The sequence below is a fragment of the Streptomyces sp. NPDC002446 genome (assembly GCF_053595675.1).
On record NZ_JBSFYC010000002.1, the window covers coordinates 134193 to 147225 of the forward strand.

General features: G+C 70.0%; 10 protein-coding genes. 8 read left to right on the plus strand and 2 right to left on the minus strand.

The features are described 5' to 3' along the window. The first annotated feature begins 381 nt into the window (after nt 1–381). A complete protein-coding gene (locus ACWD6P_RS02280) occupies nt 382–741 on the plus strand; it encodes a hypothetical protein (protein ID WP_451442088.1) in 360 nt (119 codons plus the stop codon). A 105-nt stretch (nt 742–846) separates the two neighbouring features. Here the strand turns inward: ACWD6P_RS02280 and ACWD6P_RS02285 are convergent, their stop codons facing one another. Continuing rightward, the gene (locus tag ACWD6P_RS02285) at nt 847–2106 is read right to left on the minus strand and encodes a pyridoxal phosphate-dependent aminotransferase (protein ID WP_451442089.1); all 1260 of its coding nucleotides are present in this window, start codon (nt 2104–2106) and stop codon (nt 847–849) included. 292 nt (nt 2107–2398) lie between these two features. Here ACWD6P_RS02285 and ACWD6P_RS02290 point away from each other — a divergent pair, with 292 nt between their 5' ends. The 5 genes from ACWD6P_RS02290 (at nt 2399) to katG (ending at nt 9310) form a co-directional block, all read left to right on the plus strand. Continuing rightward, nucleotides 2399–2974 (plus strand): AAA family ATPase, encoded by a 576-nt coding sequence (locus ACWD6P_RS02290; RefSeq protein ID WP_451442090.1) that lies wholly within the window; start codon nt 2399–2401, stop codon nt 2972–2974. A 246-nt stretch (nt 2975–3220) separates the two neighbouring features. Next, on the plus strand, nt 3221–4537 hold the full coding sequence (locus ACWD6P_RS02295) for a serine hydrolase domain-containing protein (protein ID WP_451442260.1): 1317 nt from the start codon (nt 3221–3223) through the stop codon (nt 4535–4537). 185 nt (nt 4538–4722) lie between these two features. Beyond that, nucleotides 4723–5946 (plus strand): sensor histidine kinase, encoded by a 1224-nt coding sequence (locus ACWD6P_RS02300; protein WP_451442091.1) that lies wholly within the window; start codon nt 4723–4725, stop codon nt 5944–5946. A gap of 142 nt (nt 5947–6088) precedes the next feature. Further along, a complete protein-coding gene (locus tag ACWD6P_RS02305) occupies nt 6089–6790 on the plus strand; it encodes a response regulator (protein ID WP_451442092.1) in 702 nt (233 codons plus the stop codon). Between the two features lie 330 nt (nt 6791–7120). Then, nucleotides 7121–9310 carry a catalase/peroxidase HPI gene (gene katG / locus ACWD6P_RS02310; protein ID WP_451442093.1) on the plus strand — a complete coding sequence of 730 codons (2190 nt, stop codon included), beginning with the start codon at nt 7121–7123 and terminating at the stop codon, nt 9308–9310. A gap of 125 nt (nt 9311–9435) precedes the next feature. Here katG and ACWD6P_RS02315 read toward each other — a convergent pair whose 3' ends face one another. Then, the gene (locus ACWD6P_RS02315) at nt 9436–9888 is read right to left on the minus strand and encodes a YbhB/YbcL family Raf kinase inhibitor-like protein (protein WP_451442094.1); all 453 of its coding nucleotides are present in this window, start codon (nt 9886–9888) and stop codon (nt 9436–9438) included. A 123-nt stretch (nt 9889–10011) separates the two neighbouring features. Between ACWD6P_RS02315 and ACWD6P_RS02320 the strand changes: the two genes are divergently transcribed. Then, nucleotides 10012–10542 (plus strand): NTPase, encoded by a 531-nt coding sequence (locus ACWD6P_RS02320; RefSeq protein ID WP_451442095.1) that lies wholly within the window; start codon nt 10012–10014, stop codon nt 10540–10542. A 196-nt stretch (nt 10543–10738) separates the two neighbouring features. Next, nucleotides 10739–12937 carry a serine/threonine-protein kinase gene (locus ACWD6P_RS02325; RefSeq protein ID WP_451442096.1) on the plus strand — a complete coding sequence of 733 codons (2199 nt, stop codon included), beginning with the start codon at nt 10739–10741 and terminating at the stop codon, nt 12935–12937. Nucleotides 12938–13033 lie beyond the last annotated feature (96 nt).

Genomic DNA, 13033 nt, shown 5'->3' on the forward strand with positions numbered 1-13033 from the left:
TCTCTCGCTGCCCCCTGGGAAGCATGCGCACAGGAGCGGCCACCCCGCTATCGGCTCCGTCACAGTCACGATAGGGGGCATACGCAGCGCGGTCGGGCCCCTACGCATCGCAATCGGCTGAATCGGCTGAATCGGCTGGGTGGCGTCCGGTGGCGGCAGGAGCCGGGTCGGTGCCGCGCGGCGTCCCACGCTGGCGTCCTGGCCGGGGCCGTTCGCGCTGGTCAGCGGGTGGGACGTCCCAGGAGTGCGGCAGATCGGCGAGGGGCATGGCCATCGCGGTCGTCTGCCCCGCACGCTCGATGGCGTAGCTCGGGCGGCGTGGCCCGCCGCCCTCCCTCACGTCAGGGAACGCCAGAGCACCCGAGGAAAGGACTCCGCGTCATGAGGAACGCGCTCCGTAAGCGTCTCGCATTCGCCGCCGCAGCGGCGGCGCTCGGCGGTGGGCTCGCCCTGCCGGCCGGGAACGCGATGGCCGCGCCCGCACAGGTGAGCCCCGGCGACCGCGCCACCACCGAGGCCACGGAGGGCGCAAGCATCCAGGGCACCGCTCCGGCCTGCGTCCGGCGGGACGTCATCAAGCACGAGAAGAAGGTGACCGTGGGCAACGACTGCGGCCGGGCCATGCACCTGAAGGTGGTCATCGACTGGGGGCCCGACTCGCAGTGCCTGACCTACCAGCACGGCCAGGCATGGACCTGGCACTGGGGGAGGGGCTCCTACGGCAAGGTCGTCACCTGCTGAGCCTCCGTCGCCCGCCATGGACCGGACTCGACTGGACCGGTCCATGGCGGGCGGCCCGCGTCAGTACGTTCCTCCGCCCGTTCAGCCGCCCGTCCCTCCGCCCGTTCAGCCGAGCTTCTTCAGCGCCGCGCCGATCCGGTCCACCGCCTGCACGACCTTCTCCCGGCCGTACGCGGTGAAGCACAGCCGGAAGTAACCGGCGGACGGGCAGAACAGCGTCTGCCCCGGCAGCAGCTGCACCTGCGCCTCCTTCTCCAGGTACGCACGCAGCTTCTCCTCCCGGTCGTCGATCTCCGGGAACACCGGAAGCCATGCGTCGCCGTCCGCCATCCCCGGCACCTTGCCGAGGTACTTCCGGAGATCGAGGAAGAAGAACTGGGCCGAGTTGTCCGTGTTGTTGCTCAGGAAGGGGACGCCCGCATTGCTCAGCGCCTTCTTCACCGCCTCGTAACTCGCGGTCAGCGCCTCCGGATACACGCTGCGCATCAACTGCTCCGGGTACCAGCGCCCCTTGTCCGCACCCGCACCCGCACGGAACAGCTTCCCCACGACCACGTTCTTGAGCGAGTCCAGCGGGCTGAACCACGACATCTCCTTCAGCCCCTTGCCACCCCGCATCGCGTTGCGGACGTATGTGGAGCGGGAGAGGACGAAGCCCGCCCGGAAGCCCGAGAGGCCGAAGTCCTTGGCCAGGCCCCAGACGACGTGGACGCGGTCCTGGTACTGCGGGTAGAGGTCGAGGGCGAACGCACTGTGGAAGCCGGGCTTGGACTTGGCGACCTGGCTGTGGGCGTACATCTCGTCCGAGATGATGTGCATGTCGGTCTGCTTCAGCGCCCAGGTGTAGATGCTCTCCAGCAGCTCCTTGCTGTAGTTGACGCCCAGCGGGTTGTTGGGGTTGGTCAGCACCAGCAGCTTGGGGCGGGGACTCGCCTTGCCGTACACGTCCTGGAGAGCCTTCAGCGTCAGCTGGAACGCGTGGTCGCCGGTCGTCGGCAGGGGGGCGAACACGCACCGGAGGCCGGGCCGTTGCTCGAAGCACCACTTGAAGCCCTGCCAGGAGGGGGCGGGTAGCAGCACCTGGTCGCCCGGCTTGAGCACCTTGCCTTGTTCGAGGGCGAAGGCCAGGCACTCCAGCGCTCCGGAGACTCCCGCGGTGGCGTAGATGTCCTCGGCCCCGACGGCCGGCGACATGGTCTCCTTGAGCAGTCGCGCGATGTCCTGCCGCAGCTCGTCCGTCTCGTACGACCTCTTGTAGCGGATGTCCTCCGGGCCGATCTCCGGGTTCTTGAAGACGTTCTCCTTCAGCGAGTCGTAGAGGAGGACGTTCTCGGCGACCGCCAGATTCAGCACCGGTGCCGTCAACGACACATGGTGGAGGGCAAGTCGCTCTTCGGGGTCGGTGATCCCGTACAGGATGGCGGCGGTAGCGTTCTCTGTGACGTCCTCGTCGGCGGTGATGGCCGTGTCCCTTCCAGCGTGTCTGCCCTCTGCGGCCCGGAGCGTCCGCTCTGGTCGGGTATCCGCGGTGTACCAGCGGGAAACGGCGCCTCCGCCGAAGTCACCCGGGCGGATCAGCACGATGCTGCGCGCGCTGCGACCGCCTGGGTTGCACGCATGACCCATGTCCCTGCACTGGAGAGGAACCCCTCCGTCCATGACCGACAACACCAGCCCTGCCGTCGTCACGGCTGACGAGGCCCCCGGCGTCATCGTCGTCTCGGGCATCTCGGCCGCGGGTAAGTCGACCGTCGCGCAGGCCCTCGCCGAGCGCCTGCCGCGTTCGGTGCACGTACGCGGTGACTCGTTCCGCCGAATGATCGTCAACGGTCAGGAGCACATGACGGCCGAGCCCACGCCGGAGGCGGTCGCGCAGCTCCGCCTGCGGTACCGGCTGGCCGCCGCGTCCGCGGACGCCTACGCCGAGGCCGGGTTCACCGCCGTACTGCAGGACATCCTGATCGGCGAGCACCTGGCGGAGATCACCGAGATGATCAAGAGCCGCCCGTTGGCCGTCGTCGTGCTGGCACCCGACCCGGAGGTCGTGGCGCGGCGCGAGGAGAAGCGCAACAAGACCGCTTACGGGCCCGACTGGCAGCCCGAGGACCTGGACAAGGTGCTCCGGGACGACACGTCCCGGATCGGGCTGTGGCTCGACAACTCCCGGCAGACCGTCGAAGAGACGGTCGACGAGATCCTCAAGCGGGCCTGGTCCGAGGGCGCCGTCTCCTGATCCCGCCCGACGGCCGGGCCCGGTCGCGGGGCCGTCTGACTTGAGGAGGCGCTCCATCAGGGACAGGCCGCCGGGGCTCAGTGCCCCGGGGCTGTCGGCCAGCAGGAGCGCGCCGCGGGCCCGGCCCTGACCGTCGGACAGGCCCCAGCTCCCTCGCGAGGGTGAGCCGCCCGGTCGGCTCCGTCGCGCGGGGGAGAGGCAGGACCGCTCCCGCGGGCGATCACACGATGCCGGCCGGTGACCAGGATGAACGGCACACAGCAGCCCGACGCGGCCGCCGCCGCCGTCCGAACTCCGGAGCCCGCCATGCGCGAACTGCCCCGCCGCCGTATCCTCACCGCCACCGCGGCCACCGCCGCTGCCCTGACCGCCGCCGTCGTCGTGCTCGGCGAAGTCCTCCCGGCCGCCACCGCCACCGCCATCCCCGCACACGCCAAGGCCGCGACGGGCGCGGTGGCGTCCGCCCCGGCCGGTCGGGCGGACGCCCTGCCCGGCCCGAACGCCGCGGCCCTGCGCGCCGCGATCTCCGGGCTGCCGGACGACATCGCGACCTCCGCCCAGGTCCGGGTCAGCGGCACCGCCGGTTCCTGGAAAGGCGCATCCGGTGTACGCGACCTGACCACCGGGCGGCCAGTACTGGACAACGCCCGCTTCCGGGCCGGCAGTACCACCAAGGTGTTCACCGCCGCCGTCGCCCTGCAACTGGTCGCCGAGGGCCGGCTGCGGCTGGACGACACCGTCCAGCGCCTGCTGCCCGGTCTACTGCCCGGCTCCTACCAGCCGGTGACGGTCGGCCAGCTGCTGAACCACACCAGCGGCATCCCCGCCGCTGAGGTCGGCGGCGACACCGCTGACCAGATCGAGCACCGCTACGAGAGCCGGACCCCGCGGCAGATGATCGAGCTGGCCGGGAAGAACCGCCAGGAGTTCGCCCCGGGCACGAAGCAGCACTACCTGAACATCAACTACACAGTGCTGGGCCTGCTGATCGAGCACGCCACCAGGCGGTCCTACGAGCACGAGGTCGCCGCCCGCATCCTGCGCCCGCTGCACCTCAAGGACACCTCCCTGCCCGGCACCGACCCCCGCCTCAAGGGCCGCCACAACCGCGGCTACCAGGTGCTCCCGGACGGCAGGGGCGGCACACGGCTCGTCGATGTGACGGAGTGGAACATGTCGGCGAGCTGGGCCGCCGGGGACATCATCTCCTCCACCGCGGACCTGACCCGCTTCACGACGGCGCTGTTCGCCGGGAGGGTCGTCCCCAAGGCGCAGCTGGAGCACATGTTCCAGGTGCCGGACGTGCCGATGTACGACGGTGACGAGGACCCGGCCAACGATGCGCGCGCTGCGTACACCATGGGCCTGACCCGGATGATGAAGCTGCCCACCGGCCAGTGGCTGTACGGCAAGACGGGCGCCCGCTACGGCTACACCACGGGTGTCGCGGGCACCCGTGACCTGCAGCGGGTGGTGGCGTTCTCCGCGACGTCGAAGGATGCCAAGGCCGACGGACAGAACCCGTTGACGTTGAAGATCGCGGCCGCCGCGTTCGCCCGGTGACCGGCCCCGGATACTGATCCGGTCCGGACGAGGGGAGGGGAGCGGAAGAGATGGGGAAGACCGCCATGAGCAGTACCGGCACGGTGGGGGAAGCAGGGGGACCAGGGGAAGCAGGGGAAGTGAGGGAAGCGAGGGAAGAGAGGGAAGCGGGGGTGGCGAAGGCGGCGGTGCCTGTCGTGCGGCCTGTGCCACATCCGTGTCCCGGGCCCCTCGGACCGCGCCTCGGACCGCCCCTCGGACCGCGCCTCGGGCGGTTTCTCGGGCGGCTTCTCGGCGACGAGAGCACCTACCCGGTCGACATCGCGATCGCCCTCGTCGTCCAGATCGCCATGACCATCCCGTGGGTCACCGAGCGCGCCCCCTCGTTGCCCACCGCCGATGCGGCTAGCTACCTGTTCATGACGGCCGGGAACGTACCGCTGGTGTGGCGGCGCCGGGCCCCCTTCCTCGTCCTGTTCGCCTCGACCGCGCTGCACCTGGCCTACCAGGTGTACGACGGGCCGGGCCAGCCCCTCGCCTACCCCGACCTGCTGCTCATCTACACGATCGCCACGCAGTCCGGCCGCTGGCGGCGCCGCGCGCTGCTCGTGGCGATTCTGCCGGTGGCGCTGCTGGTGGTCGTCGGTCTCAAGTCCGGCGGGGGTGGGCAGGGCGCGGACCGGGAGATCCTCTTCAGCACGTTTGTCCTCTACTGCGCCTATGCGCTGGGGATGCTGTCGCGGGCCCGCCGCGAACACACTCGCTCCGTAGAGGAGTTCGCCGCCGTGCTGGAGCGCGAACGGATCGACGCGGAGCGGGCGGCCGAGCGGGAGCGGGCCCGGATCGCCCGCGAGATGCACGATGTGCTGTCGCACGCCGTCAGCCTGATGATCGTTCAGGCGGAGGCGGGGCCGGTAGCGGTGCGTACGAAGCCGGAGCGGGCCGAAGCGGCGTTCGAGGCCATCGCCGAGAGCGGGCGCGACGCGATGGCACAGCTACGGCGCATGCTGGGCCTCCTGAAGGACGCCGACCTCCCGGACCGGGCCCCGCAGCCGACCCTGGACGAGCTGCGGATCCTCGTCGACCAGGTCGCCGCGACCGGTCTGCGGGTACGGCTGGAGGAGACCGGCGACCGGCCGTCCGTTCCGGCAGACCTCCAGGTGACGGCGGTGCGGATCGTCCAGGAGGCCCTGACGAACGTGGTGAAGCACGCCACGGCCACGCGGGCGGCGGTCCACCTGGCCTGGCGTGCGGGGGAGTTGGCGGTGTCCGTGACGGACGACGGCACCGGCCGCGGCACCGGCCCGAAGGGCGGCCACGGACTCATCGGCCTCCGCGAGCGCGCGGCCGCCCACGGCGGCACGGTGACGGCCGGCCCCCGCGCCGACGCCCACCCGGGCTTCGAGGTGCGAGCCCGCCTCCCGCTGTGACGCCCGTCCGGGGGCGTCGAGGTGCGAGCCCGCCTCCCGCTGTGACCCCGGCCGCCCAGGCGCCGCAAGCCGCCCACCTGCAGTAACCCCGCTGGACCACGAGGCGCTACGATGCACCGCCCGACCTGGGAGGGGGACCCGCATGGCCATCACCGTCGTCATCGCCGACGACCAGGAGCTCGTCCGCTCCGGCTTCGCCATGATTCTCGACGCGCAGCCCGACATCACCGTCCTCGCCGAGGCCGGCGACGGTGCCGAGGCCGTCGACGCCGTCCGCGCCCACCGCCCCGACGTCCTGCTCCTCGACATCCGCATGCCGGGCACCGACGGCATCACCGCCGCCCGCACCGTCTGCGCGGACCCCGAACTGTCCACCAGGGTGGTCATGCTGACCACCTTCGACCAGGACGACTACGTCTACGACGCGCTCTGCGCGGGCGCCGCCGGATTCCTCCTCAAGGACGTCCGCCGCGACGACCTCGTCCACGCCGTCCGCGTCACCGCCGCCGGTGACTCCCTGCTCGCTCCCTCCGTCACCCGCCGCATCATCGCCGAATACACCGCTCACGCCCGGCCCCACGGCGCTCTCACCCCGCCCCGCCTCGACGCCCTCACCGCCCGCGAGCTGCAGACCCTCGAACTCCTCGCCCGGGGCCTGTCGAACGCCGAGATCGCCGCGACCCTCGTGGTCAGCGACCACACCGTCAAGACGCATGTCAGCAATGTCCTGATGAAGCTCGGGCTGCGGGACCGCGTCCAGGCGGTGATCTGCGCCTACGAGACGGGACTCGTCACACCGTCCCCGGCGAACACCCCGCACGCCCCCGCGGCGGCTCCCTCGTAGACTCCCCCGCCTCGTACAGGCGACCGGATCGTCTCTGCCTTTCGAGTCTTGTTACGTGGCGGTGCCCTGCGTGTTCTCGTGGCAGTGCGGTCTGCGGTGCGCGACCATACGGACGCCGACCCAGGCTCGATCACCGGCGTCGTGCATGAGGAAGGTTCTCGCCGGCCGCTGGCCCGCGTTGACTGCCGCGGGCCTGGTCAGGCGTTTCCAGCCGGCGGGCGCCATGGCGCGCGACGAGCGCGGGTCGCAGTGCTCGACGCCGACAAAGCAACCGACGGCACGAGCAAGCAGCCAGCAGAAGGAAGCACCGAAACAGGAAGAAGGACGGACGTGTCCGGCAGCGAAAGCGAGAACCCAGTAATCCCCTCCCCGGCCCCCACACCGACTCGGCCCCGCTCGAACCGGGACTGGTGGCCGAATCAGCTGGACCTTCAGATTCTCCACCAGCACTCGTCCCGCTCCAATCCGATGGACGAGGACTTCACCTACGCGGAAGAGTTCGCGAACCTCGATGTCGACGCGCTGAAGCAGGACGTCTTCGAGGTGATGACGACCTCGCAGGAATGGTGGCCCGCCGACTACGGCCACTACGGGCCGCTCTTCATCCGGATGAGCTGGCATGCCGCGGGCACGTACCGCATCGCCGACGGCCGGGGCGGTGGCGGCGCCGGCGCTCAGCGCTTCGCCCCCCTCAACAGCTGGCCGGACAACGCGAGCCTCGACAAGGCGCGCCGTCTGCTCTGGCCGGTCAAGCAGAAGTACGGCCGGAAGATCTCCTGGGCCGACCTGCTGGTCTTCGCCGGCAACTGCGCCATGGAATCGATGGGGTTCAAGACGTTCGGGTTCGGCTTCGGGCGAGAGGACATCTGGGAACCCGAGGAGATTTTCTGGGGGCCCGAGGACACCTGGCTCGGAGACGAGCGCTACAGCGGCGACAGGGAACTCGCCACGCCTTTCGGTGCCGTGCAGATGGGACTGATCTACGTCAATCCGGAGGGGCCCAACGGCAACCCGGATCCCATGGCCGCGGCCAGGGACGTCCGTGAGACATTCGGGCGGATGGCGATGAATGACGAGGAGACGGTGGCGCTCATCGTCGGCGGCCACACGTTCGGCAAGTGCCATGGCGCGGTCGATCCCTCGTACATCGGCCCGGAACCCGAGGCGTGCCCCCTCGAACAGCAGGGCCTCGGCTGGCGGAACACCCACGGCACCGGCAAGGGCGCCGACACGCTCACCAGCGGGCTTGAGGGCGCATGGACCGCACAGCCGACGAAGTGGGACAACGGGTATCTGGACAACCTGTTCCGCTACGACTGGGAGCTGACGACGAGCCCGGCCGGCGCGAAGCAGTGGACTCCCACGGACCCCTCGGCCAAGGGCACTGTGCCCGATGCCCATGACCCGTCGAAGAAGCACGCTCCCATGATGCTGACGACGGACCTCGCGCTGAAGCTGGATCCGGTCTACGGGCCGATCGCGAAGAGCTTCCACGAGAACCCGGACAAGCTCGCGGTGGCGTTCGCCAAGGCGTGGTACAAGCTGCTGCACCGCGACATGGGACCCCGCTCGCGCTACCTCGGCCCGTGGATTCCCGAGCCGCAGCTGTGGCAGGACCCCGTCCCCGAGGTCGATCACGAACTGATCGCGGACGAGGACATCGCTGCCCTCAAGGAAAGGATCCTCGCCTCGGGTCCGTCCGTCTCCCAGCTGGTCACCACCGCTTGGGCGTCGGCCGCCAGCTTCCGCGGCACCGACAAGCGTGGCGGGGCCAACGGGGCACGGATCCGACTCGCGCCGCAACGGGACTGGGAGGTCAACGACCTGCCCGAGGTGACCGAGGTGGTGCAGACCCTCGAGCAGATCCGGCAGGACTTCAACGGCTCGCAGACCGGCGGAAAGAAGGTGTCCCTCGCCGACCTGATCGTCCTGGGCGGATGCGCGGCCGTCGAGCAGGCCGCGAAGAACGCCGGGTACGACATCACCGTCCCGTTCGCACCGGGGCGCACGGACGCCTCGCAGGAGCAGACCGACGTGGAGTCGTTCGCCGTACTCGAACCCAGGGCGGACGGGTTCCGCAACTACCTCCGGGCGGGAGAGAAGCTGTCGCCGGAGACGCTTCTGCTGGACCGCGCCAGCCTGTTGACGCTGACCGCTCCCGAGATGACGGTTCTGATCGGCGGTATGCGCGCCCTGAACACCGGCTTCGCGGGATCCTCGCATGGCGTCTTCACACAGCGGCCGGAGGCGTTGACCAATGACTTCTTCGTCAATCTGCTCGGCATGGACACGGAGTGGAAGGCGTCGGCCTCGGATGACAACGTTTTCGAAGGCCGGGATCGCGCCACGGGCGAGGCCAAGTGGACCGCCACCGCCGTCGACCTCATCTTCGGTTCGCACTCCCAGCTCCGAGCCGTTTCGGAGGTCTATGCGTCCGCGGACGCGGGAGAGAAGTTCGTACGTGACTTCGTGGCAGCGTGGGACAAGGTGATGAACCTCGATCGGTTCGACCTGGCCTGAGGCCGATGTCCCGGTCGGCCACTCATCGGCCGACCGGGACGTCCTCGGGATCAGGCCAGGGCGCGCCGCTCCGGCGGACGACGCCCACGACGGTGATCAACGTTGGTAGGTGCCCACCAGCGTGCTCAACGTTGGTATGTGCCCACCAGCGTGCCGCTCGCCAACTCCTGGTCTCGCACGGCACGATGCACGGCGTCGACCGTCGGTTTGCCGTGCAGGGCAGGCGACTCCGAAACGGCCCACAGGCGGAAGAAGTAGCGGTGCCTGCCATGCCCCGGCGGAGGCATGGGACCGCCCCAGCCCACCCGGCCGAATCCATTGGGCCATTCCTGGCTGCCGGGAGGCGACTCTCCCTCCGCCACACCGGTACTTTCCGGATCGATACCGGTGACCAGCCAGTGCAGGAACGACCCGCCCGGTGCGTCGGGGTCCTCGCAGAGCAGGACCAACTCCGACGCCTCCGCCGGTACCGCCGACCAGGCCAGCGGCGGCGAGACGTCGTCGCCCTCCCCGCTGTGGCGTCGGGGGATGGCCGCATGGTCGTTGAACGCCACACTACTGAGCTCAATTCCTGTCATGCGCGCGGCTCTACCCCGATCGGCCCGGTCGGCACCGGTCCACGTGGGCAGAGCACCCGATTGGCCGCGTACGGCGATCGGCGCACCGGGAACCTCGTACGACACACCTGAGAGGGAGCCGAGATGCCGACGAGAATCCTGCTGGAGGGACGCCCCGGCGTGGGCAAAACGACCGTTGTCCGCCGACTGGCCGCGCTGCTGCTCCCTCGCAGGGTCGTCGGCTTCATCACGGAGGAGATCCGGCAAGGCGGCACCCGGACCGGTTTCGCGCTGGAGACTCTGGACAGCGGTCGGCGGGCCATCCTCGCCCACATCGACCTCCCGGGTCCGCCACGGGTGGGTCGATACGGCGTCGACCCGGGCGTCATGGAGCGGCTCGCCCTGCCGGCGCTCAGAGCAGCGGACCCGGCTCGCGGGGACCTCGTGCTGATCGACGAGCTCGGGCGTATGGAGTTGGCAAGCACCGCGTTCCAGGACGTGATCCGGCGGCTGTTCACATCCGACGTCGATATCGTCGCCACCGTCCACGCGAAGAGCGACCCGTTCACCGATGCCCTCAAGCACCGCGCCGACATCGAACTCGTCCAGGTGAACCGGACGAACCGGGACGCCCTCCCCAGTGATCTGGCAGCCCGGTTCGGCAGTACTGACTGAGGGCGGGATCCGCAGCACGGAGACGCAGCCCGGCTTCAGGTTTCGCAGCCGGCCGTGGCCGCTACGGCCACACGGACTTCCCCAACTCCCTTTGCCATGACACGGTTTGACCGCAGAATGGCGCGGCCGCGCAGATCGCACGGGGCGCATGCGGACAACAGCACAGACGGGGGACGCACATGGGGAGTGATGCCTCATGGCCGGAATGAAGCTCTATTCACTCGAATCCAACGATCCGCGGCGGCTCGGCCCCTACCGGCTGCTGCGGAGGATCGCCACGGGCGGCATGGGCCGTATCTATCTGGCCCGGCAGGAAGCACCAGGGACTCCCGCCAGCGCCGCCGGGCCTACCGGAACCGTGGTGGACCACGGGCTCGTCGCGGTCAAGACGCTCCTCGCCGAGGGGATCGTGAGCAGGCCGGACCGGGAGCGGTTCGCCCGCGAGGTGGAGCTGGCGGGGCGGGTCGACAGTGCGTACACCGCCACGGTGCTCGACGCCAACGCGAAGGCGGAGCGCCCGTGGCTCGCCATCGAGTTCATACCGGCCCCCAACCTGGGTGAACTCGTCGTCAGCGCCGGGACGTTGCCTGTCGACGCGGTACGGCGGGTCGCGGCCGCGGCTGCCCGGGCGCTGGTCGAGCTGCACGGCCTGGGGGTCGTCCACCGGGACATCAAACCCCTGAACATCCTGCTGCCCCATGACGGCCCCCGCCTCATCGACTTCGGCATCTCGCACGCCCACGACCACACCAGCTCGACGACGACCATCGGCACCTTCGCGTTCACCTCGCCGGAGCAGGCGTGCGGCAAGAGGTCCACCGCCGCCTCCGACATGTACTCCCTGGGTGCCACGCTCTTCTTCCTCGCGGTCGGCCGCCCGCCGTACGAGCAGACCGACCGCTCCATCGGGGTCCTCGCCCTCGTCCAGCGCGGCGAGCTCGACACGAGCGGGCTGCCGCCGGAGCTGGCACCGCTGATCCTGCCGTTGCTGGAGGTCGACCCCGGGAGGCGTCCCGCGCCGTCCGACGTACTGCGGGACATCCTCGCCGACCTCGACCAGGTGGCGGCGGACCGGGATACCGAGCGGTGGCTGCCGGCGGCGTGGACCGCGCTGATCGAGGAGTACGCCGAGCAGGGGCGCCAACTGCGCGACGGGACGGTGGACTTCGATGCGGCCGAAGCGCCGACGCAGATGAAGTCCGAGGGTGCCCCGGAGGGCTCGAATGAGGCGTTCAGCGAGATGCGCGAGCAACTGGAGGCGCTGCGCAAGCAGCGGGACGCCTTGGTGCGGGCGCAGGCCGAGGAGCAGGCGGAGGCGGAGGCGCGGGAGCTGGCGCGTAAGGAAGAGGAGGAGCGAAGGCGCAGGGAACAAGCGCGGAAGGAAGAGGCAGAACGCAGGGAGCGGGAGCGCAAGGAGCAAGAGAGGAAGACAAAGGAGCAGAAGGAGCGCGAGCGGAAGGAGAGGCAGCGCAAGGAACGCGAGCGCATAGCGCGGGAGAGGACGGAGACCTCCACCAAGAACAAGAGCACCGGCACGACATCGACACCCACGGCCCCGCCGAAGTCCGGAGCGGCCAAGAAGCCCGCCAAGCAGTCGAGTTCCTCGGACGGCTGGGGCGGCGGCCTGCTCCTGGTCGCCCTCTTCATCGGGGTCCTGATCTGGCAGCCCTGGGACAAGCAGGGCGACGGCACTCCGACAAGCAGCCCCACCCCGCGGTTCACCCTGTCCAGCAGCGGCGGCGGCAGCACCAGCAGCCTCGGGGGCAGTGACACGCTCGGTGACAGCGACACCGACAGCTCCTCCAGCTCGTCCAGCTCCTCCAGCGGCGGCTCCGATGACACCGAGTCCGAGCCCGAACCCGAGCCGGAGACCAGCTCCCCCGAGCCCGACCCCACCGAAGACGCCTTCAAGGCCGTCTCGGGCGGGGACTGTCTGGACGTCGTCGACACCGGGTACGGCGGTCACAGCAGGTACGACTGGAGCGAGGAGGAGCCGAACACGACGTCCTGCGGCTACGGGACGCGCGTGAAAGTCACCGGCACCAGCGGCGGCTGCGCGTCCGGCGTCGGCAAGGCCACCTGGTCGTACTACTCCACCAGCAGCGGCGAGCGGACCGCGCTCTGCCTCACCGGCCAGTACCACCAGGGCGACTGTCTGCTCGCCAAGCACGACGGCAACTACGTCAGCAGCATCGCGATGCTGTCCTCCCCGAACTGCACGGACCGCAGGGTTCCGGCCGCGTACAACGAGATCCTGGTCGTCACGGACATCTACCGGGCCACGGCGGGCGCCGGCACCGAGGTCTGCCGCCACGGGCAGTACGACCCCAACACGTACTGGTCCACGAAGGTGGACGACGGCGCGACGCTGCTGTGCCTGAAGGCGTACGACTGACAACCCCTCACGAAATGATCTCCGAGGGCCGGCGGCACCGCACGGGCCCTCCGGCCCTCGGCCGCCCCACCAGCGCACTCATTGCCGTTTCAGCGC

Coding starts and splice junctions, on each gene's coding strand:
- ACWD6P_RS02315 (WP_451442094.1), bottom strand. CDS start 9,888: ATGACAGGAATTGAGCTCAGTAGTGTGGCGTTCAACGACCATGCGGCC.
- ACWD6P_RS02325 (WP_451442096.1), top strand. CDS start 10,739: ATGGCCGGAATGAAGCTCTATTCACTCGAATCCAACGATCCGCGGCGG.
- ACWD6P_RS02295 (WP_451442260.1), top strand. CDS start 3,221: ATGAACGGCACACAGCAGCCCGACGCGGCCGCCGCCGCCGTCCGAACT.
- ACWD6P_RS02290 (WP_451442090.1), top strand. CDS start 2,399: ATGACCGACAACACCAGCCCTGCCGTCGTCACGGCTGACGAGGCCCCC.
- ACWD6P_RS02320 (WP_451442095.1), top strand. CDS start 10,012: ATGCCGACGAGAATCCTGCTGGAGGGACGCCCCGGCGTGGGCAAAACG.
- ACWD6P_RS02305 (WP_451442092.1), top strand. CDS start 6,089: ATGGCCATCACCGTCGTCATCGCCGACGACCAGGAGCTCGTCCGCTCC.
- ACWD6P_RS02280 (WP_451442088.1), top strand. CDS start 382: ATGAGGAACGCGCTCCGTAAGCGTCTCGCATTCGCCGCCGCAGCGGCG.